General features: G+C 71.5%; 19 protein-coding genes. 6 read left to right on the top strand and 13 right to left on the bottom strand.

What is annotated here, in order from left to right:
• Positions 1-130 precede the first annotated feature (130 nt).
• Positions 131-1,477, bottom strand: a complete 1,347-nt coding sequence (locus OG978_RS11550) for a class II 3-deoxy-7-phosphoheptulonate synthase (protein ID WP_326765120.1) — start codon at positions 1,475-1,477, stop codon at positions 131-133.
• A 103-nt stretch (positions 1,478-1,580) separates the two neighbouring features.
• On the opposite strand from OG978_RS11550, the gene OG978_RS48265 reads away from it, so the two are divergent.
• A complete protein-coding gene (locus OG978_RS48265; protein WP_107408160.1) occupies positions 1,581-1,637 on the top strand; it encodes a trp operon leader peptide in 57 nt (18 codons plus the stop codon).
• A gap of 93 nt (positions 1,638-1,730) precedes the next feature.
• Positions 1,731-3,617 (top strand): anthranilate synthase family protein, encoded by a 1,887-nt coding sequence (locus OG978_RS11555; protein ID WP_326765121.1) that lies wholly within the window; start codon positions 1,731-1,733, stop codon positions 3,615-3,617.
• Between the two features lie 37 nt (positions 3,618-3,654).
• On the opposite strand, the gene OG978_RS11560 is transcribed toward OG978_RS11555, so the two are convergent.
• The 4 genes from OG978_RS11560 to OG978_RS11575 all read right to left on the bottom strand — a co-directional run bounded on the left by OG978_RS11560 (position 3,655) and on the right by OG978_RS11575 (position 7,474).
• Positions 3,655-4,659: a 2-hydroxyacid dehydrogenase gene (locus tag OG978_RS11560; RefSeq protein WP_326765122.1), complete on the bottom strand. Its 1,005-nt coding sequence runs from the start codon at positions 4,657-4,659 to the stop codon at positions 3,655-3,657.
• 107 nt (positions 4,660-4,766) lie between these two features.
• Positions 4,767-5,459 (bottom strand): response regulator transcription factor, encoded by a 693-nt coding sequence (locus tag OG978_RS11565; RefSeq protein ID WP_326765123.1) that lies wholly within the window; start codon positions 5,457-5,459, stop codon positions 4,767-4,769.
• On the bottom strand, positions 5,456-6,679 hold the full coding sequence (macS, locus tag OG978_RS11570) for a MacS family sensor histidine kinase (RefSeq protein WP_326765124.1): 1,224 nt from the start codon (positions 6,677-6,679) through the stop codon (positions 5,456-5,458). The genes OG978_RS11565 and macS overlap by 4 nt, the downstream gene beginning before the upstream one ends.
• A gap of 51 nt (positions 6,680-6,730) precedes the next feature.
• On the bottom strand, positions 6,731-7,474 hold the full coding sequence (locus OG978_RS11575; RefSeq protein WP_326765125.1) for a lysophospholipid acyltransferase family protein: 744 nt from the start codon (positions 7,472-7,474) through the stop codon (positions 6,731-6,733).
• A 195-nt stretch (positions 7,475-7,669) separates the two neighbouring features.
• Between OG978_RS11575 and OG978_RS11580 the strand changes: the two genes are divergently transcribed.
• Together OG978_RS11580 and OG978_RS11585 are read left to right on the top strand one after the other, a co-directional pair.
• Entirely contained in the window at positions 7,670-8,449 is a 780-nt protein-coding gene (locus OG978_RS11580) for an alpha/beta hydrolase (protein WP_326765126.1), read from the top strand.
• Positions 8,442-9,122 carry a hypothetical protein gene (locus tag OG978_RS11585; protein WP_326765127.1) on the top strand — a complete coding sequence of 227 codons (681 nt, stop codon included), beginning with the start codon at positions 8,442-8,444 and terminating at the stop codon, positions 9,120-9,122. The genes OG978_RS11580 and OG978_RS11585 overlap by 8 nt, the downstream gene beginning before the upstream one ends.
• A 31-nt stretch (positions 9,123-9,153) precedes the next feature.
• On the opposite strand, the gene OG978_RS11590 is transcribed toward OG978_RS11585, so the two are convergent.
• The 6 genes from OG978_RS11590 to OG978_RS11615 all read right to left on the bottom strand — a co-directional run bounded on the left by OG978_RS11590 (position 9,154) and on the right by OG978_RS11615 (position 14,234).
• A complete protein-coding gene (locus OG978_RS11590; protein WP_326765128.1) occupies positions 9,154-9,912 on the bottom strand; it encodes an endonuclease/exonuclease/phosphatase family protein in 759 nt (252 codons plus the stop codon).
• A gap of 78 nt (positions 9,913-9,990) precedes the next feature.
• Positions 9,991-10,932 carry an ROK family glucokinase gene (locus tag OG978_RS11595; RefSeq protein ID WP_326765129.1) on the bottom strand — a complete coding sequence of 314 codons (942 nt, stop codon included), beginning with the start codon at positions 10,930-10,932 and terminating at the stop codon, positions 9,991-9,993.
• Positions 10,933-11,006: 74 nt separating this feature from the next.
• Entirely contained in the window at positions 11,007-11,465 is a 459-nt protein-coding gene (locus OG978_RS11600; RefSeq protein WP_326765130.1) for a DUF5304 domain-containing protein, read from the bottom strand.
• Between the two features lie 83 nt (positions 11,466-11,548).
• Complete coding sequence (locus OG978_RS11605) at positions 11,549-12,865, bottom strand: ArsA family ATPase (protein ID WP_326765131.1); 1,317 nt, start codon at positions 12,863-12,865, stop codon at positions 11,549-11,551.
• 4 nt (positions 12,866-12,869) lie between these two features.
• Positions 12,870-13,319 carry an SRPBCC family protein gene (locus tag OG978_RS11610; RefSeq protein WP_326765132.1) on the bottom strand — a complete coding sequence of 150 codons (450 nt, stop codon included), beginning with the start codon at positions 13,317-13,319 and terminating at the stop codon, positions 12,870-12,872.
• A gap of 108 nt (positions 13,320-13,427) precedes the next feature.
• Positions 13,428-14,234, bottom strand: coding sequence for a metallophosphoesterase family protein (locus OG978_RS11615; RefSeq protein WP_326765133.1), 807 nt, complete (start codon positions 14,232-14,234; stop codon positions 13,428-13,430).
• A 280-nt stretch (positions 14,235-14,514) separates the two neighbouring features.
• Between OG978_RS11615 and OG978_RS11620 the strand changes: the two genes are divergently transcribed.
• On the top strand, positions 14,515-16,311 hold the full coding sequence (locus tag OG978_RS11620; protein ID WP_326765134.1) for an AMP-dependent synthetase/ligase: 1,797 nt from the start codon (positions 14,515-14,517) through the stop codon (positions 16,309-16,311).
• Positions 16,312-16,378: 67 nt separating this feature from the next.
• On the opposite strand, the gene OG978_RS11625 is transcribed toward OG978_RS11620, so the two are convergent.
• Complete coding sequence (locus OG978_RS11625) at positions 16,379-17,521, bottom strand: glycosyltransferase family 4 protein (RefSeq protein ID WP_326765135.1); 1,143 nt, start codon at positions 17,519-17,521, stop codon at positions 16,379-16,381.
• 122 nt (positions 17,522-17,643) lie between these two features.
• On the opposite strand from OG978_RS11625, the gene OG978_RS11630 reads away from it, so the two are divergent.
• A complete protein-coding gene (locus tag OG978_RS11630; RefSeq protein WP_326765136.1) occupies positions 17,644-18,891 on the top strand; it encodes a glycosyltransferase family 87 protein in 1,248 nt (415 codons plus the stop codon).
• A 13-nt stretch (positions 18,892-18,904) separates the two neighbouring features.
• Here the strand turns inward: OG978_RS11630 and OG978_RS11635 are convergent, their stop codons facing one another.
• A complete protein-coding gene (locus OG978_RS11635; protein WP_326765137.1) occupies positions 18,905-20,146 on the bottom strand; it encodes a hypothetical protein in 1,242 nt (413 codons plus the stop codon).
• Between the last annotated feature and the right edge of the window lie 4 nt (positions 20,147-20,150).

The following is a 20,150-nucleotide window of genomic DNA, read 5'->3' on the forward strand; positions in this document are numbered from 1 at the left end:
CCGTTGATCGGTGAGGCTTACCTAACCTTACCCGGCACCGAAAGGCGTTAAAAGCCTGTGAACGCCCTGTGGGGCACGGATCACATCGATCCGTGCCCCACAGTCGTACGCGCGCTGCCTGCGGTGATGCCTACTGGTCCCGGTACATCTCGGCTACCAGGAACGCCAGGTCGAGGGACTGGCTGCGGTTGAGCCGCGGGTCGCAGGCCGTCTCGTAGCGCTGGTGCAGATCGTCCACGAAGATCTCGTGTCCGCCACCGACGCACTCGGTGACGTCGTCACCGGTGAGCTCGACGTGGATGCCGCCCGGGTGCGTACCAAGGCCCTTGTGCACCTCGAAGAAGCCCTTGACCTCGTCCAGGACGTCGTCGAAGCGACGGGTCTTGTGGCCGGAGGCGGCCTCGAAGGTGTTGCCGTGCATCGGGTCGGTCACCCACGCCACGGTGGCGCCGGACGCGGTGACCTTCTCGACCAGGGCCGGGAGCTTGTCGCGGACCTTGTCGGCGCCCATGCGGACGATGAAGGTCAGCCGGCCGGGCTCGCGCTCGGGGTCCAGACGCTCGACGTAGCCGAGCGCCTCGTCGACCGTGGTCGTCGGGCCGAGCTTGATGCCGATGGGGTTACGGATCCTCGAGGCGAACTCGATGTGCGCGCCGTCCATCTGGCGGGTGCGCTCACCGATCCAGACCATGTGGCCGGAGGTGTCGTACAGCTCGCCGGTGCGCGAGTCGGTACGGGTCAGCGCCGACTCGTAGTCCAGCAGCAGGCCCTCGTGCGAGGAGTAGAACTCGACCGCCTTGAACTCGGCCGGATCCGTGCCGCACGCCTTCATGAAGTTCAGCGCGTTGTCGATCTCGCGGGCGAGCGCCTCGTAGCGCTGGCCGGACGGGGACGACTTCACGAAGTCCTGGTTCCAGGCGTGCACCTGGCGCAGGTCGGCGTAACCGCCGGTGGTGAAGGCGCGGACCAGGTTCAGCGTGGAAGCGGATGCGTGGTACATCTGCTTCAGCCGGTCCGGGTCCGGGACGCGCTCCTTCTCGGTGAAGGCGAAGCCGTTGACGGAGTCGCCGCGGTAGGTCGGCAGGGTGACGCCGTCGCGGGTCTCGGTGGGCTTGGAGCGCGGCTTGGAGTACTGCCCGGCGATCCGGCCCACCTTGACGACGGGCACGGAGGCCGCGTACGTCAGGACGGCGCTCATCTGGAGCAGCGTCTTCAGCTTGGCCCGGATGTGGTCGGCCGACACGGCGTCGAAGGCCTCGGCGCAGTCACCGCCCTGCAGCAGGAACGCCTCGCCCTTGGCGACGGCTCCCATGCGGGCGCGCAGCTGGTCGCACTCGCCCGCGAACACGAGGGGCGGATACGACGCGAGGTCCGCGAGTACATCGCGCAGAGCCTCGGCATCGGGGTACTCGGGCTGCTGCGCCGCGGGAAGGTCTCGCCAGGTGTTGCCACCGGCGACGGAGGTATTGGCGTTCACGGTCACAAGCCCAACATTACGGGGTCCGGCGATCGGTCCATCCGCAAGCTCAATAGTTGAGACGCGCGCTCGGACGAGACCGGCGTCCGCTAGGGTTCGGAACATGTTCGCGCAGACAAACCAGAACTGGTGGTGGACCGCTCATCCGGCGGCCCACTGACAATCGCGCGCAACAGACCACGCGAAGGCCGCCCGAGGGGCGGCCTTCTCCGCGTTTTGGGGAGCCGTTCCTCCATCCGGAAGGAACCACCCCATGGCTCACCGCACCGATGTCGTCATCGGCAGACTCCTGAGTGACGACTGCCCGCCGTTCGCGCTGCTGCGCAGGCGCACCCCCGGCCGCGACCAGGACACCGTCGAGGTGCTGATCGGCCGGGTGCGGGAAGCGGACCGGCTCGCCGATCTCCCGGTCGGTGAGCTGCCCTCGCTCGCCCTGGTGCCGTTCCGGCAGATCGCCGAGCGCGGTTTCGACGTGCGCGACGACGGGACACCGCTGTCCGTGCTGGTCGCGGACGAGACGTACGAGCTGCCGCTCGCCGAGGTGCTGGACCGCCTGCCGGTCCGGGACGTACGGGTCGAGGGCGGCGCCTTCGACGTCGGGGACGAGGAGTACGCCGGGATCGTCCGGCGGGTCATCGAGGACGAGATCGGGCAGGGCGAGGGCGCGAACTTCGTCATCCGGCGGACCTTCCAAGGGGAGATCCCCGGCTTCGGCCGGGCCGACGCGCTGGCCCTCTTCCGGCGGTTGCTGGCCGGTGAGCGTGGCGCGTACTGGACCTTCGTCGTGCACACCGGGGCCAGGACGCTGGTCGGTGCCAGTCCCGAGGTCCATGTGCGGATGTCCGGCGGGACGGTCGTGATGAACCCGATCAGCGGAACGTACCGCTACCCCGCCGAGGGCCCGACCGCGGAGAGTCTGCTGGCCTTCCTCGCCGACCGCAAGGAGACCGAGGAGCTCTCCATGGTGGTCGACGAGGAGCTCAAGATGATGTGCACCGTCGGCGACATGGGCGGCGTGGTGGTCGGTCCGCGGCTCAAGGAGATGGCCCATCTCGCCCATACGGAGTACGAGCTGCGCGGGCGTTCCTCGCTGGATGTGCGGGAGGTGCTGAAGGAGACCATGTTCGCGGCGACGGTCACCGGCTCCCCGGTGCAGAACGCCTGCCGGGTCATCGAGCGGTACGAGCCCGGCGGGCGCGGCTACTACGCGGGGGCCCTGGCGCTGCTGCGGCAGGAGCCGGGCGGGGCGCAGACCCTGGACTCGCCGATCCTGATCCGTACCGCCGACATCTCGGCCGGCGGGCAGCTGCGGGTGCCGGTCGGGGCGACGCTCGTACGTCACTCCGATCCGGACGGCGAGGTCGCCGAGACCCATGCGAAGGCGGCCGGGGTACTCACCGCGCTCGGGGTTCGGCCCGGCCGGCCGCGGGACGAGGCGGCCCGGCCTCGGCTGGCGGGCGACCCGCGCGTGCAGGTGGCGCTGGATGCCCGGCGGGACGGTCTCGCGCCGTTCTGGCTGCGGATGCAGGAGCGTACCCACGAGCTGTCCGGCCGGGCGCTGGTGGTCGACGGGGAGGACACCTTCACCGCGATGCTGGCGCATCTGCTGCGCTCCTCGGGCCTCGATGTGTCGGTGCACCGCTACGACGAGCCGGGGCTGCGCGAACGGGTGCGGGCGCACGAGGGTCCGGTCGTGCTGGGTCCCGGGCCGGGGAATCCGGGCGACACCACCGATCCGAAGATGCGGCTGCTGCGCGGGTTCGCCGCGGAGCTGGTCCGTGATCACCGGCACGGCCTGCTGGGGGTCTGCCTCGGCCATGAGCTGATCGCGGCGGAGCTGGGGCTGGAGATCGTCCGCAAGACCGTGCCGTACCAGGGCGCGCAGACCCGGATCGAGCTGTTCGGGCGGCCGGAGACGGTCGGCTTCTACAACAGTTTCACCGCGCGCTGCGAGGAAGCGGTGGTGACCGAGCTCGCGGCGCACGGGATCGGGGCGAGCGTGGACGCGGCGACCGGGGAGCTGCACGCGCTGCGCGGGCCGGGCTTCGCCTCGGTGCAGTTCCACCCGGAGTCGGTGCTGACGCTGCGCGGCGCGGCGATCGTGGCGGAGCTACTGGCGGGGCTGCCGGTGGCCGGCTGAAGGGGGCGGACGGGGACCCCGGGGGCGGTCCGGGGTCTCAGCTCGCCGGGAGCGCCGGGACGAGGACGTTGTCGCTGCGGCGGCGGGCCAGGTAGTCGGCGACGTTCTGCACGGTGGCGTCGATGATCTGCCCCACGGCGTCCTCGGTGTAGTACGCCTGGTGCGAGGTGACGATGACGTTCGGGAAGGTGACGAGCCGGGCCAGGGTGTCGTCGTCGACGCCCTCCAGCGACTTGTCGAGGAAGAAGAGTCCGGCCTCCGCCTCGTACACATCGAGTCCGACGCCCAGGAAGCGGCCCGCGCGCAGTTCGGTGACCAGCGCCGTGGTGTCGATGAGTCCGCCGCGGCTGGAGTTGATCAGGATCGCGTCGTCCTTCATCCGGGCCAGGGCGTCCGCGCCGATGATGTGGTGGGTCGAGGGCAGCAGCGGGACGTGCAGGCTGATCAGGTCGGACTCGGCGAGCAGCTGCTCCTTCTCCACGTACTTCATGCCGAGCGCGGCGCAGGCGGGGTTCTCGGCGACGTCCCAGCCGAGCAGTTCCATGCCGAAGCCGTGGGCGATACGGGTGAAGGCCTCGCCGATCTTGCCGGTGCCGATCACGCCCACGGTGCGGCCGCGCATGTCACGGCCGAGGAGTCCGTCGAGCCGGAAGTCGAAGTCGCGGGTGCGGCTCGCTGCCCGGATGATCCGACGGTTGACGGCCATCGCGAGGGTCCAGGCGAATTCGGCGACCGAGTACGGCGAGTAGTAGGAGACCCGGGCGACCCGCAGGGCAAGGCGCTCGGCGACGTCGAGGTCGATGTTGTTGAAGCCGGTGGAGCGCTGGGCGATCATCTGCGTGCCGCCCGCCGCCAGGGTCTGCAGGACGCCGGCGCCCAGGTCGGCGTTGACGCTGGTGGAGATGATCTCGTAGCCCGCCGCGATGGGGGCGGTGTCCTTGTTCAGGAAGACGTCCAGGCAGCGGACCTCGTGCTGTCCGGCGAAGGCCTTCTCGATCAGCGGCTTCTCGTCGGACTGCACACCGAATGCCAGGATTTCCACGACTTCTCCCGTTCATCGCGCGGATCAGCAGATCAGGGGGCATGGGCCGGTCATCGCGAATATACGGCCCATGTCCGTGGCGCGCCGCCCGGCCTGGGACGGCGTACTCAGGCGTCGTCGAGACCGCGCTCGATCGCGTACCGCACGAGCTCCACCCGGTTGTGCAACTGGAGCTTGCCCAGGGTGTTCTGCACGTGGTTCTGCACGGTGCGGTGCGAGATGACCAGCCGCTCGGCGATCTGCTTGTACGAGAGCCCCTTGGCGACCAGCCGCAGCACCTCGGTCTCGCGCTCGGTGAGCTGCGGTGCCTTGGGTTCGTCGGAGGCGACGGGCGTGGGGTCGGAGGCGAGCCTGCGGTACTCACCGAGGACCAGTCCGGCCAGGCCCGGTGTGAAGACAGGGTCGCCGACGGCGGTGGACCGCACGGCCTCGGTCAGTTCCTGGGTGCTGGCCGACTTGAGCAGATAGCCGGTGGCACCGGACTTCACCGCTTCCAGCACGTCGGCGTGCTCACCGCTCGCGGAGAGCACCAGCACCCGCAGCCCCGGGTGGGAGCCGACGAGCTCCTTGCAGACCTGGACGCCGGGCATACCGGGCAGGTTGAGGTCGAGCACGAGGACGTCGGGGGTGGCGGCCTTCGCCCGGCGGACGGCCTGCGGCCCGTCACCGGCGGTCGCCACCACGTCGAAGCCCGACTCGGAAAGGTCGCGGGCGACGGCGTCGCGCCACATCGGGTGGTCGTCCACCACCATCACCCTGATGGCCCGCTCCTCCGCAACCTGGGTGTTCTCCGTGCTCATCTCGCTGATCCCGCCTTCCCCCGTGAAACCTTCGGAACTTTCAACTCGACCTCGGTGCCCTGGCCGGGCACCGAAATCAACTCGGCCGTGCCGCCCAGGTCACGCAGCCTCCCCCGGATCGACAGGGCCACCCCCATCCGCCCCTCCCCCTCGGCCTGGGCGAGCCGCCCGTCCGGGATTCCGGGGCCGTCGTCCCGGACCGTCACGATCACCTCGTCCGGCCAGTCCTCGACGAGGATCCATGCCTGGGCATTCTCCCCCGCGTGGACCCTGACATTGTCCAGGGCGGCACTGACAGCGGCCGCCAGCTCCATCGCGGCCGCTGGGGCCAGCAGCACCGGAGCGCCCGGCTCCGCGAAGCTGACCCGGGATCCGGCGTGCGGGGCGAGCAGGGAGCGCAGATCGCAGTCGGCCCGGTCGGACGGTTCGTCGTCGACCTCGACGCTGCGGACCACGGCGCCCTCGGCTGCGTCCTCGGAGACCCGGGTGGTGGGCACCAGACCGCTGGAGACCAGGGTGCGCAGGGCGACCTCCTGTTCCCCGGCCATCCGGCCCAGTTCGGCCGCCTCCCCGCCGAGCGCGGTGCCGCGGCGCTGCACCATCGCGAGGACCTGGAGCACGCTGTCGTGGATGTCCCGGGCCAGCCGTTCCCGCTCGCGGGTGGCGGCCTCGATCTCCAGGGCGCGGGCGAGGGTGCGCTCACTGGCCCTGGCGACCTCGACGACGTACCCGATGGCGATGGAGGCGACCCAGACCAGCAGCACGTTGTGGAAGGTGTCCCGGCTGGGATGGCCGCGCTCGACGATGTTGGCGACGGCGACGAAGGTGGAGGCGAAGGCCGCCCAGCGCCAGCCGCCCTTGATCGCGAAGGCCAGCACGGAACCCGCGGTCCAGATGGACGGCAGCGTCGGGCCGTCGACCTGCTGGGCCTCGAAGTCGGCGAGCGGGGTGAGGAGTATCCCGGCCAGGGCGACGGTCAGATCGGCGCCGAGGAATCGCTTGGTGCAGGCGGCGGCGCCCGCGACCTTCGGCAGGGTGGCGAACGTCCAGAGGACCATCACCACCAGGAAAGCGATGGCCACCCACGGCCGGTCGTACTTCTCCCGGCCGAAGACGGAGAGCAGGACCGCGTACAGCATCGTCAGAATGCGGTACGCCCTCAGCGCACTCCACAGCGGCTGCTCGACCGACATCCGTACGACCCGCTCACGCCTGGCCACTTCCCCCACCCCCCGGACGGAACCGGCGCGCTCACGCGCCGAACCGTTCCCTCAGCCTTGCGTTCCGGACTCGGTGCCCTTGTGCTTCTCCGCCTCGGCACGGCGCTTCGCCTCGTCCGCGATCTGCCGCTTGGCCGCCGTCGCGTAGATGTCGACGTACTCCTGGCCGGAGAGCTTCATGATCTCGTACATCACCTCGTCGGTGACCGAGCGCAGGATGAAGCGGTCCCCGTCCATGCCGTGGTAGCGGCTGAAGTCGAGCGGCTTGCCGATCCTGATCCCCGGGCGCATCAGCTTGGGCACCACCTGGCCGGGCGGCTGGATCTTCTCCGTGTCGATCATCGCGACGGGGATGACGGGCGCCCCGGTGGCCAGCGCCACCCTGGCGAGCCCGCCGGGCTTGCCGCGGTAGAGACGGCCGTCGGGCGAGCGGGTGCCCTCCGGGTAGATGCCGAAGAGGCCGCCGCTCTCGATGACCTCGATGCCCGCCTTGATGGCCGCCTCACCGGCGCCGCGGGCGCCCGAGCGGTCCACCGGGAGCTGGCCGACGCCCTTGAAGAAGGCCGCGGTCAGCTTGCCCTTCACACCGGGCGCGGTGAAGTACTCGGACTTGGCGATGAAGGTGACCTTGCGGTCCAGGACGGCCGGCAGGAAGAAGGAGTCGGAGAACGACAGATGGTTGCTCGCGAGGATCGCCGGTCCCTGCGCGGGAATGTTCTCCAGGCCCTCCACCCATGGCCGGAAGGCGAGCTTCAGTGAGCCGCCGATGGAGAACTTCATTGCGCCGTAGATCAACTCGGGTGCCTCCTGTGTGCTGTCCGACAGACCTTAACCCGTGGGCAGCCCGCGCTCCCGCCCGGCACGGAGCCGCTGCGGCGGCCGGAGCCGGTGACGACCCTGGTCGGTGTCAGTCCGGTCGCGTACGGTGAAGTAATCCTTCTGCACTCCCCCTTTTCGCTCCCCTGCGAGCCTCACGAACAGGAGACCCCGGTGCCGGTCCTTCCTGGAGCCGAGCCGTTCCGCCACGAGGGCGGAGAGGTCGGCGTCCTCCTCTGTCACGGATTTACCGGTTCCCCGCAGTCGCTGCGCCCCTGGGCCGACCATCTGGCGGAGCGCGGGCTCACCGTCTCGCTGCCGCTGCTGCCGGGGCACGGCACCCGCTGGGAGGACATGCAGCTCACCGGCTGGCAGGACTGGTACGCGGAGGTGGACCGGGAGCTGCGCGCCCTGCTGGAGCGGTGCAGCCAGGTCTTCGTCTTCGGGCTCTCCATGGGGGGCGCGCTGACGCTGCGGCTGGCGGCGAAGCACGGGGACGCGATCAGCGGTCTGGTGCTCGTCAATCCGGCGAACAAGGTGCACGGCCTGTCGGCGTACGCGCTGCCGGTCGCCCGCCATCTGGTGCGGACGACGAAGGGTCTGGCGAGCGACATCGCCCTGGCGGGCTCCGACGAGGTGGGGTACGACCGGGTGCCGTTGCACGCGGCGCATTCGCTGCGGAAGTTCTTCCGCCTGGTCGACGCCGAGCTGCCCCAGGTCACCCAGCCGATCGTGCTGCTGCACAGCCCGCAGGACCATGTGGTGCCGCCCGCCGACTCGGCCCGCATCCTCAGCCGGGTGTCGTCGACGGATGTCGAGGAGATCCTGCTGGAACAGAGCTACCACGTGGCGACGTTGGACCACGATGCGGAGCGGATCTTCGACGAGAGCTACCGGTTCATCGGCCGCCTCGCCCCAAGCGTCGGAAAGAAGGGGAGCACGTCAGGTGGCTGAGCACGACGCGGAGCGCGCGGGCAGCGAGGAGGAGCGCGAGCCCCTTCCCGCGGAGGGAGCGTCCGTGCCCGACGACAGCACGGGCCCGCAGGACGCCGCTGCCCGGGAGGCGTCGCCGGGCGCCGACGGCAGCCGGTCCGAACCGCCGGCCGACGAGGACGCCGTGTGGCAGGCGATCGTCGCGGGGTACGGCGAGGAGCCGCCGGACCCGCCGGGCGCCAAGCCGTTCAGGTCGATCGAGGATCTCGCGCTGCTGGAGGACGACCAGCCCGATGTCCTGGATCCGGACAAGGGACTCGGGAAGAAGTCCGTGAAGCCGCCGGAGAAGCCGCTCGGCAGCTCGGTCGTGTTCGCCCCCGGAGTGGCGGGCCCGCGCGACTACGAGGTCGAGGAGCCGAAGGAGGACGACCTCGACGACAGCGACGAGGGGCATTTCGTCCCCCCGGAGCCGCCGCCCCTGCCGGAGGCCGATGTCACGGCGAAGTTCGCCTGGCTCGCGGTTGTCGGCGGTCCGGTGCTGATGCTGGTCGCGGTGCTGATGCGGTGGGACATGACCTGGTGGCTCACGACGGTCTGCGTCGGCGGTTTCCTGGGCGGTTTCGTCACGCTGGTGGCGCGGATGAACGACGACGACGAGGACGGCGACGACCCCGGGCGCGGGGCGGTCGTCTGAGAGCCTGTCGGGGCGGCGTTCCGGGAGAGGCTCAGGGCTTGATCGCGGGCACCCGTAGCGCCGCCAGCACCGGCAGATGGTCGGTGGCCGCCCGCAGGTCCGCGTCGGTGACACCGGGCAGCCCGGCGGGGACGCCGCAGCCGAGCACCTCGATCCCGTCCGACGCGAAGACCGCGTCGATGCGCCGTCGCGGGTGATCCGGGGCGTAGGTGTTCTCCTCGCCCCACGGCCGGACCGCCCAGCAGTCCTGGAGCCGCCCGGCCAGCCGCTGGAAGGCGCTCCCGGTCGGTACGTCGTTGAGGTCGCCGGCCGCGATCGCGTGCTCGACGCCCATCGCGTCCAGCCGTTCCAGCAGCATCTCGGCCTGGGCCAGGCGTTCGTCCCGCTGCAGGCTCAGATGGAAGCTCAGCAGACCGATCCGGGTGCCCGCGATCCGTACCACCGACGTGGCGAAGCCCCTGCGGTGGAGCCCCGGGGTGAGCGGCAGCAGCACGTCCTGTGTCCGCTCCACGGTGGCCCGCAGCGAGCAGAGCAGCAGCGGGCCGGCCGCCGTGGCGCCGCCACTGAGGACGACCAGGTCGGTGCGGGCCGCGAGCCAGGCCGCGCGCTTGCGCCAGCGGAAGAAGCGCGGGGCTTCCTGGACGAGGACGAGGTCGGGGGCGCAGGCGGTGATGACGCGGGCCAGTGCCTCGCAGTCGTCGCGCATCGACCGGACGTTGTAGCTGAGCACTCTGATGACGGCCGAACCATCCGGCTCGGTACGGGAGTCGGGCAGTGGCGTCAGGACCATGCGTCTCACGATACGACGGACGCCCGCCGCTGCCACAAGGGCGCGACGGGCGTCCGGCTCGGTCCGGTTCCGGTCGGATCAGCCCTGGCGGGCGAGGTCCGCCGCTCCCACCAGCCCGGCCTTGCCGCCCAGTTGGGCCGCGAGCACCTGGGCGTGCGGGCGCCATTCGCCGCCGATCAGCCAGCGCCGGAACGACTTGCGGATCGGGTCGAGCACCAGCTCGCCCTCGTCCGACACGCCGCCGCCGACGATGAACGCGGACGGGTCGAAGAGCGAGGCGAGGTCGGCGAGTCCGGCGCCGGCCCAGCGGGCCAGCTCGCGGAACGAGTCGATCGCCACCGGGTCGCCCTGCCGGGCGGCCTGGCTGATGTGCTTGCCCTCGATCCCGTCCACGGTGCCGTCGCCGAGCGACAGCAGGATCGTGGCGTTCTCGGGGGTGGCGTTGGCGCGCTGCTTGGCGTACCGGACGAGTGCGCGCCCGGACGCGTACTGCTCCCAGCAGCCCTGGCTGCCGCAGCCACAGAGCAGACCGTCCGGGACGACCCGGATGTGGCCGAACTCGGCGGCCACACCGAAGCGTCCGCGGCGCAGCTTGTTGCCGATGATGATGCCGCCGCCGAGGCCGGTGCCGAGCGTGATGCAGATGACGTCGTCGTGGCCTTGTCCGGCGCCGAAGCGGTATTCGCCCCAGGCGGCGGCGTTGGCGTCGTTCTCGACGACGACGGGGAGGCCGACGCGCTGTTCGACCTTGTCCTTCAGCGGCTCGTGCCGCCAATTGATGTTCGGCGCGAACAGCACGGTGGCGCGCTTGTCGTCGACGTATCCGGCGGCACCGATGCCGACGGCCTCGATCTGGTGGCCCTCGCTCGCGCCGGACACGGCGGTCGCGATCGCGTCCACGATGCCTTCGGCCGTCGGCGGGGTCGGCACCTTGTGCGTCGAGAGGATCCGGCCCTCTTCGTCGACCACTCCAGCCGCGATCTTCGTGCCGCCGATATCGACGCCGATGGTGAGTCCCATGAATCCCTCAGTTCCGGTCGAGCCCCGCTGTGGCCAACCGTACCCGAGCCGTGGGCCCGGCCCATCGGTGCCGGTCAGTCCAGGTCGATGTGTTCGCCCGCCGCGGGGCCCTCGTCACGGGGGTCGGAGGGGTCGTCGGCCTTCTTCTCGGTGCCCGCGGGGTCCCCGGCGCCCTGGGTCCAGCGGCGTTCCTGGCCCTCGACGGCGGAGCGGTAGGCGGCGAGGAGTTCGCTGCCGGCCGCGGCGATGTGGTCGAAGACGTCCGGGTTGCGCTCGATGACGGGCTCGACCGCGGACTTCGCCTGCTTGATGATCTGCTGCACGGTGCCCTGGGCCGCCGAACCGAGCAGCGGCGACTGGAGGGACGAGATCTTGTCGGCCACGGCGTCGACCAGCTTGCGCAGCTCCTCGGCGGCGGAGCCGGGCGGCGGGCCGTACTGGGCCCGGCGGCGGGCCTTCTCCGCTTCGAGGTCCTCGGCGCAGGCCTTCGCCCACGCGTCGTCGTCGACGGGACGATCGGTGGCATCGCTCATGGCGGACTCCTGCGACGTGGTGGGCCGGCGGCCCGGCATACGGGGCACGTACTAACGACGTTACCCGAAGCGTGACGCGCCGTTCAGCCCGTCCGCGGCCACAGGCCGGGGTCCGGCGTGAACCGGACCCGGAGCACCCCGTCGGTGAGGGCCGCGCCGGAGACCGTGCAGCGGCGCAGTCCGGACTCCAGCGGGACGATCCGGTGGAACGGGCCCACGGTGAGCAGCAGTTCGTCGCCGCGGCGGACCAGCTGGAGGTCCTTCTTGACGGCGCCGGGCAGCGGCAGGCACCAGACGAGTACCGGGTCGCCGTCGCCGGACGGCGGGGCGGTCACGATCCGGCCGCCGGGCAGCAGCCCGTCGAGGCCGTCCGGGGCGTCGGGGCTCTCGATCCACCAGGGGTCGTCGGCCCGGCCGGGGCTCCGCTCGTCCAGTTCCGAGGCCAGTCCGTCGCCCTCGAAGAGGCCGCCGCCGGTACCGGCCGTCTCGAAGACGGTGCAGGCGGCCGTGGTGTCGAGGCGGGCGAGGTCGTCGAGGCCCCGTGGATCGCGGCCGAGGTGGGGCACCTCGCACAGCGCGGCCTCGGGCACCCACTCCTCGTACCAGCGGTCGACGGTCTTCTCCTGCTGCGCGGCGAGCTCCGCGAACCAGGGGTCGGCGGAGTGCCTGGGCAGGACCCGGTTCACCGCGAGGGTGTCGACCCGCAGTCCGTGCAGGGCGAGGCCGGTGCGGGCGGTGCGCAGGGCGTCCTCGGCGGCGGGGCCGGGCTCCGCGACCAGCCGGAGCGTGGTGTTGCGGTCCTCGATCAGGGCCTGGACGGCGGCCAGCTCGGCATCCCTGCGGGCGGCTGCCTCGTACAGCCACTGGGCGGGCATGGGCACGCCGGCGAGCTGGGCGAGCATCGGGCGCAGGGCGCGGGCGGCCTGGCGTTCCGGGGGAAGCAGCCGACGCAGATAGCGGCGCAGCTGCTCAGGGAGGGCGAGCAGGGCGAGTGCTTCGCGCAGCGGTGGCAGGTCGACGACGAGGAGGTCGTGGCCGCGGCGCGACCAGTCGCCCTCGGCGGCGCGGCGCAGGGTGTGCAGGAGGGCGAGTTCGGCGCTGCCGGGGAGTTCGGTCAGCTCCTCGCCGTCCAGCCGGTTCCCGCCGAGCAGGTCGAGTACGGCGGAGGCCTGGTCCTGGAGGGCGAGGAGTTCGCCGCGGAAGTGCTCGCCGGAGTCGATGCGGGCGGACCACAGCCCGTCGGTGACCTCGGTGGGTTCGGTGTCTTCGGGAAATCCGGGTATGCCGTCGGCCGTCAGCAGCAGGGTGCGCCGGCCGCGGCGGGCGGCGGCCAGCGCGGTCGCCGCCGCGACGGTGGTACGGCCGGCGCCGCCGGGGCCGGTGACGAGGACCGTACGCATCGGGTCAGACCTTCGGGACGGACTCGACGCGCTTCTTCAGGCCGGCCAGGGCCCGGTCGATGATGACCTTCTCCGCCTTGCGCTTGATCATGCCGAGCATCGGGATCTTGACGTCGACGGTCAGCCGGTAGGTGACCTCGGTGCGGTCGCCGTCGCCGAGCGGGGCCAGTGCGTAGGAGCCGTCGATGGCGCGCAGCATCTGGGACTTGACGAGGGTCCAGCTGACCTCGTAGTCGCCGATCCAGGTGTAGGCGAGTGTGTGGTCGTCCTTGATCGCTCCGGCGTCGAGGACGAGACGGACCTTCTCGGCGCGGCCGTGGTCGTCCTCGGAGAGGACCTCGGCCTCCTTGACCTCGCCGGTCCACTCCGGATAGCGGGCGAAGTCGGCGATCACTCCCATGACGTCGGCCGGTGCCGCCTCGATCGTGATGCTCGAGCTGGTGTGTTCAGCCATCGCCGTGGCTCCTCCAGTGCGGTGTAACCGGTGCGTCGGCAGAGGCCTGCCGTCAGAAGGCTATCGCGTGTGCGCGGCGCCTCGTTCCAGGGTCCGGTGCCGGTGTTGTCACCACTCCAGGGCCCAGGGCCTGCCGGTGGACGCGAAGTGGCCGACGTTCACGCACTCGGTGGCGCCGATCCGCATCCGGCCGACCAGAGGCTGGTGGACATGGCCGAACAGGGCGTACCGGGGGCGGGTCCGGCGGATGGCGTCCAGCAGGGCCCGGCTGCCGCGCTCGAAGCGGCGCGCCACCGTGTCGTACGTCAGCTCCGGCACATCGGGCGGGATGTGGGTGCAGAGCACGTCGACCGGGCCGATCGCCTCGATCTTCGCCGCGTACTCCTCGTCGCCGATCTCGTACGGGGTGTTCATCGGGGTCTTCAGGCCGCCGCCGACGAAGCCGAACACGCGGCCGCCGATCTCGGCCCGTTCGCCGTCGAGGACGGTGGTGCCGGGGTGTGCGTACTCGGACCACAGGCCGGGGATGTCGACGTTGCCGTAGGTGGCGTACGTCGGTGTGGGGAAGGCCGCGAAGAGCGCGGCGTACTGCTTGCGCACCGCCGCGACGATCGCGGCGTTGCGGTCCTTGCCCGCCCACAGGCCCCGGCCGAACTCGCGGGCCTCCTCGAAGCGGCGCGCGGTGCGCAGCTCGACGATCCGGTCGGCGTTCTCCACGCCGAACAGATCGGGGAAGATGCCGCGCGAGTGGTCGGCGTAGTCGAGGAAGAGCACCAGGTCACCGAGGCAGACCAGCGCGTCGGCGCCGTCCCCGGCGCGAGCCAGCGCCTCGGTGTTGCCATGCACGTCACTGACCACGTGGATGCGTGTGCGCTGTCGGGTCGATGTGCCTGGGCTGTCCGGTCCGGCTCGCATGACGATCACCCTAAAACGTTGCCGGTCACCTGGGTAGAGGCCGCCGGACCTGCGAATACCGTCGCTCGGTCACACGGGTGGACTACTGTGCGGCCAAGGATCAACGTGATGTGTGACGCGTAAGACATCTGGCGGGGACCCCCTATCGGGAACCGAGTACTCGTGGGTAACGTCCGGGCAGTCCAGTCGTGCTCACCCCACTGAGCACCTGCCAATCTTGGACCGCAGCCGGTGCGTCACACAGAGCCGTGGCACCGGAGCCCGATGAGGAGCAGCAGTCTTGCGCGAGTTCAGCCTTCCGGCCCTGTACGAGGTCCCCTCGGACGGCAACCTGACGGATCTCATCCGCCGCAATGCCGCTCAGCATCCCGATGTCGCGGTGATGAGCCGCAAGGTGGGGGGCGTGTGGACCGACGTCGACGCCACCCAGTTCCTGGCCGAGGTCAGAGGCGTCGCCAAGGGTCTGATCGCCGCGGGCGTCGAAGCCGGTGACCGGGTGGCCCTGCTCTCGCGCACCCGCTACGAGTGGGTACTGCTCGACTTCGCGATCTGGAGCGCGGGCGCGGTCACCGTCCCGGTGTACGAGACCAGCTCGCCCGAGCAGATCCAGTGGATCCTAGGTGACTCCGGCACCGCGCTGTGCCTCGTGGAGTCCGAGGAGCACCAGGCCTCCGTGGTCTCCGTCCAGGCGGACCTGCCGGACCTGAAGGGCATCTGGCGGATCGAGGACGACGCGATCCGCCGGTTGACGGCGATCGGGGAGGACGTCTCGGACGAGACGCTCGACCTGCGGATGGTGAGCGCCAAGGCGGACGACCCGGCCACCATCGTCTACACCTCGGGCACCACCGGCCGCCCCAAGGGCTGTGTGCTCACGCATCGCAGCTTCTTCGCCGAGTGCGGCAATGTGGTGGAGCGGCTGAAGCCGCTCTTCCGCACCGGCGACTGCTCGGTGCTGCTCTTCCTGCCCGCCGCGCATGTCTTCGGACGGCTGGTCGAGGTGGCCTCGGTGATGGCCCCGATCAAGCTCGGCTGCGTACCGGACATCAAGCACCTCACCGATGAACTGGCCTCGTTCCGGCCGACGTTGATCCTCGGTGTGCCGCGGGTCTTCGAGAAGGTGTACAACGCGGCGCGCGCCAGGGCGCAGGCCGACGGCAAGGGAAAGATCTTCGACAAGGCCGCGAACACGGCGATCGCCTACAGCCGCGCGCTCGGTACCCCTCAGGGCCCGTCCATGGGCCTGAAGTTGAAGCACAAGCTCTTCGACCGGCTGGTCTACGGCAAGCTGCGGGCGGTGCTCGGCGGGCGCGGCGAGTACGCGATCTCCGGCGGCGCGCCGCTGGGCGAGCGGCTCGGCCACTTCTACCGCGGGATCGGCTTCACCGTCCTGGAGGGCTACGGCCTGACCGAGACCTGCGCGGCCACCGCGTTCAACCCGTGGGACCGGCAGAAGATCGGTACGGTCGGCCAGCCGCTGCCCGGTTCGGTCGTACGGATCGCCGACGACGGCGAGGTGCTGCTGCACGGCGAGCACCTGTTCACCGGCTACTGGAACAACGAGGCGGCGACGGTCGACGCGCTGGCCGACGGCTGGTTCCACACGGGCGACATCGGCACGCTCGACGAGGACGGCTATCTCGCGATCACCGGCCGCAAGAAGGAGATCATCGTCACGGCGGGCGGCAAGAACGTCGCTCCCGCGGTGATCGAGGACCGGATCCGCGGGCACGCCCTGGTCGCCGAGTGCATGGTGGTCGGCGACGGACGGCCGTTCGTGGGCGCGCTGGTCACCCTGGACGAGGAGTTCCTGGGCCGCTGGGCCCAGGAGCACGGCAAGCCGGCCGGCTCGACGGCCGTGTCGCTGCGCGAGGACCCGGAGCTGCTGGCCGAGGTGCAGCGGGCGGTGGACGACGGGAACGCGGCCGTGTCCAAGGCGGAGTCGGTACGCAAGTTCCGCATCCTGGACTCGCAGTTCACCGAGGAGGCGGGCCACATCACGCCGTCGCTGAAGCTGAAGCGGAACGTGGTGGCGAAAGACTTCGCGGACCAGATCGAGTCGATCTACCGGGGCTGACGACCGGGACGCACACGCGAGAGGGGGCCCGCACGGCAAGTGCGGGCCCCCTCTCGCGTACGTGGGTTCAGAGCAGCACCCGCAGCCGCTCGGCGAGCAGGTCCCAGCGCCACTTCTCCTCGACCCAGGCCCGCCCCCGCTCCCCCATCCGCTGCCGCAGCTCCGGGTCGCGGAGCAGGGTGACGATCCGGTCGGCCGACTCCTCCACGCTGCCCCCGCGCACCACCCATCCGGTCTCGCCGTCGAGCACCGCGTCGGGCGCGCCGCCCGAGTCGCCGGCCACCACCGGGAGCCCGGTCGCGGACGCCTCCAGGAAGACGATGCCGAGGCCCTCCACGTCGAGGCCGCCGCGGCGGGTGCGGCAGGGCATGGCGAAGACGTCGCCCGCGCCGTAGTGGGCGGGCAGCTCCTCCCACGGCACCGGTCCGGTGAACCGCACGGAATCGCCGACCCCGGTCTCCGCGACGAGCCGCTTGAGCTCCTTGTCGTACGGTCCGCCGCCGACGATCAGGAGCACCGCGTCCGGCACCTGCGCCAGGATCGCGGGCATCGCCAGGATCAGCGTGTCCTGGCCCTTGCGCGGCACGAGCCGTGACACGCAGACGACGACGGGCCGGTCCGAGAGCCCGAGCCCGGCCCTGATCCGGTCCCCGCCCGACTCCGGGTGGAAGGTCTTCTCGTCGACGCCGGGCGGCAGTTGGGCCATGCGCGCCGCGGCCTCGGGAGTGAGCGCGGGGGCGATCCGGGAGCGGGTGTACTCCCCCAGGTACGTGATCGTGTCCGTGCCCTCGCCGATCCGTCGCAGCAACTGCCGGGCCGCGGGCAGCTGGGCCCAGCCCGCCTCGTGCCCGTGGGTGGTGGCGACCAGGCGGCGGGCGCCGGCCCTGCGCAGTGCCGGTGCCATCAGCCCGAGCGGGGCGGCGGCGCCGAACCAGACGGAGGTGCAGCCGTGTTCGCGCAGCAGCCGCACCGCGCGCCGGGTGACCCGCGGGGTCGGCAGCAGCATCGTCGTGGGGTCGCGCACGACGGTGAACGGCTGTTCGGCGTCGAAGGCGGCGGTGGCCTCGACGCCTTCGGAGGTTCGCTTCCAGGTGGAGGCGTACACGACGATCTGTCCGGGGTCCAGGCGCAGCGCCATGTTGTGCAGAAACGCCTGGATGCCGCCGGGGCGGGGCGGGAAGTCGTTGGTCACGATCAGGGTCTTGTCCATCCCGGCCGACAGTACCGGCAGCCCGGCCCGATGGCTCTCGCGCCGGCCGTGCGGGCATCATGGCTCCTCGTACCCATCGAGTACCCACCGGGTACCCCCTGCTGAAAACGGATGAGGCGGTCATGACGGGATCTGCCGGCACGCGGCTCGCGGTCGCGGTGTGGGCCCTGACCAGGGTCGCGCTGCTGCTCTGCGTCACCAAGGTGATCACGCTGTCCGGACCGGACGTGACCAGTGATGTCTCGGTGATCTACCACGGCTGGTCCGAGGTCCTGAAGACCGGTACGTATCCGGAGTCCGACGTCACCTGGCAGTACCCGCCGCTGGCCGCGCTCGCCATCCTCTCCCCCGCGCTGCTGCCGTTCCTGGACTACGCCTCGGCGTTCTTCGTCCTCGCGTTCGTGTGCGACCTGCTGGTGCTGGGGCTGCTGCTGTACGCGGGCCGGGGCGGCGGCCGGTCGGTGGCGGGCGCCTGGGTGTGGGTGGCGGGGGTGCCGCTGCTCGGCACGACCGCGTACGCCCGTTACGACGTGATGGTCACGGCGGTGGCGGTGGCGGCGCTCCTGGCGGGGCTGCGGCATCCGCGGGTGCTCGGGGTGCTGGCCGCCGTCGGTGCGCTGCTGAAGGTGTGGCCGGCGCTGATCCTGGCCGGTACGGCGCGCGGCCGGCGGACGCGGCTGGCGTGGACGGCCGCGGCGGTGACGGCGGCCGGGCTGCTGGTGGTGTGCACCGTGGCGATGCCCGGTGCGCTGGCCTTCCTCGGCTCCCAGCGCGACCGGGGCACCGAGGTCGAGTCGCTGGGTGCGCTGGTCTTCCACGTAGCGCGGCAGTTCGGCTGGCAGGGCCGGGTGGAGCTGCACTACGGCTCGATGGAGTTCCTGGGTCCGCACGTGCCGCTGGTGAGCACGCTCGCCCTCGGCCTGTCCGTCCTCGCGTTCGGCTGGCTGCTGGTGTGGCGGCTGCGGGCCCGCGAGTTCGGCGCGAGCACCCCGGCGGACGCGGCGTTCGCTGCGGTGCTGCTGTTCACGACGACGAGCCGGGTGATCAGCCCCCAGTACATGCTGTGGCTGGTCGGCCTGGCGGCGGTCTGCCTGGTGTTCCGCGACAGCCGGATGGTGCTGCCGGCCGGTCTGGTGCTGCTGGCGACGGGCGTCACCCAGTGGGAGTTCCCGTTCGGGTTCACGCATGTGGTGACGAGCGACGCGACGGGCGTGACGCTGATGTTCCTGCGCAACGGCCTGCTGGTCGCGGCGACGCTGATCGCCTGCCGCCGACTGTGGCGGCAGACGGTCTCCGGGGCGGCGCGCGACGCCGGCGGGATCTCCGCCCGGTCCGGTGTCGGCCGGGAGGCGGAGCCGGTCGGCTCCTGAGCCGTGCGCGTGCTCAGCCGAGTACGGAACGCAGATGCTCCCGCCAGAGCACGGTGAAGTCCTGCGGAGTCGTGTCGAGCACCTCGTGCATGGCCTGCTCCACCGCTCCGTCGCGTCCCGAGTGCCCTCCGACGGCCCGGTAGAAGGCGAGCAGCTTCTTCTCGCCCCAGTGGTCGGCGATCAGCTCGCAGGCCGCCCAGCCGCCCTCGTACGCCCTTGCCAGGCGTGCGGGGTCGCCCGCGAAGCCGAAGTCCTCGTCCGTGGGGAGACCGGCCGGCAGGTCGCCGCGCCGGACGGCGTCCGCGAGTTCGGGCGCGATCCGTGCGGGGGTGCGGTCCTCGGAGCGGTAGGCCGCCCAGTCCGCGAAGCCCTCGGAGAGCCAGGTCGGGGTCGCGGCGGAGGTGCGGGTACGGGTGGCGACATGGGTGGTCTCGTGGGTGAGGACGATCCGCTGCCCGAAGGTGCCGAGCGTGCCGTACGCCTGCGGGTTGACGATCACCCGGTCCGCGGGGGTCCGGCCCGCGCCGCCCGTCTGCCCTGTGGTGACTGCGGCGATGCCCCGGTAGTCCGCCGTGGACCCCAGCAGCTCCGCCATGTCCCGCACCGTCCGCGGCACGAGCACCACCACGCGCCCCGCCCAGCGTTCCGGCCAGGCGTCGGACACGGCGGGCACCGCGCGGTCGGCGGTCCGGGCGATCGCGCGCAGCTCCTGGTCCGTGCGGCCGACGCCGAGCACGAGACTGTGCTTCCCGTGCATCACCCGCACGTCGCCCTGCTGCCAGAGCTGCCGGGCGGCGTCCCCGTCGTCCGCCCGGTCCCCGACGACGTACCAGCGGCCGTCCGTCCGGTCCCGTCTCAGGTCGAGCACCCGGTCCGCGGTGACCGGGGCGGCGTCGTAGCCCTTGATCCGGTAGCGCAGCTCGACGTCAGCGGTGGCCCGGTCGGAGCCCCGCGCGATCACCTCGTGCAGCCGGTACGTCCATGAACTCAGCGGTATGTCCGCGAGGTTGGCGAGTTCCCGGCGCTGGGCCGTGCGCAGCCCGGTGGCCCCGGGGTCGGTCGTGGCCAGATAGGCGTCCGTGTCGTGGTCCAGCACGGCGGCGGCCCGGCGGTCCAGCGTGGCGCGGACGGCGCGGGCGGTCGCGTCCGGGGCGGCACCGTCGTCGGGGGCCGCGCAGCCGGAGGCGAGCAGCAGCCCGGCGAGCAGCGCTCCCGCCGCGCGCCGCCCTCCGTTCCGTCCCCGCCTGTCGGTCACCCGA

The sequence above is a fragment of the Streptomyces sp. NBC_01591 genome (genome assembly GCF_035918155.1).
GTDB lineage: Bacteria > Actinomycetota > Actinomycetes > Streptomycetales > Streptomycetaceae > Streptomyces.

Coding starts and splice junctions, on each gene's coding strand:
- OG978_RS11565 (WP_326765123.1), bottom strand. CDS start 5,459: ATGAGCACGGAGAACACCCAGGTTGCGGAGGAGCGGGCCATCAGGGTG.
- OG978_RS11555 (WP_326765121.1), top strand. CDS start 1,731: ATGGCTCACCGCACCGATGTCGTCATCGGCAGACTCCTGAGTGACGAC.
- OG978_RS11610 (WP_326765132.1), bottom strand. CDS start 13,319: ATGGCTGAACACACCAGCTCGAGCATCACGATCGAGGCGGCACCGGCC.
- OG978_RS11590 (WP_326765128.1), bottom strand. CDS start 9,912: ATGGTCCTGACGCCACTGCCCGACTCCCGTACCGAGCCGGATGGTTCG.
- OG978_RS11615 (WP_326765133.1), bottom strand. CDS start 14,234: ATGCGAGCCGGACCGGACAGCCCAGGCACATCGACCCGACAGCGCACA.
- OG978_RS11630 (WP_326765136.1), top strand. CDS start 17,644: ATGACGGGATCTGCCGGCACGCGGCTCGCGGTCGCGGTGTGGGCCCTG.
- OG978_RS11595 (WP_326765129.1), bottom strand. CDS start 10,932: ATGGGACTCACCATCGGCGTCGATATCGGCGGCACGAAGATCGCGGCT.
- OG978_RS11625 (WP_326765135.1), bottom strand. CDS start 17,521: ATGGACAAGACCCTGATCGTGACCAACGACTTCCCGCCCCGCCCCGGC.
- OG978_RS11605 (WP_326765131.1), bottom strand. CDS start 12,865: ATGCGTACGGTCCTCGTCACCGGCCCCGGCGGCGCCGGCCGTACCACC.
- OG978_RS11600 (WP_326765130.1), bottom strand. CDS start 11,465: ATGAGCGATGCCACCGATCGTCCCGTCGACGACGACGCGTGGGCGAAG.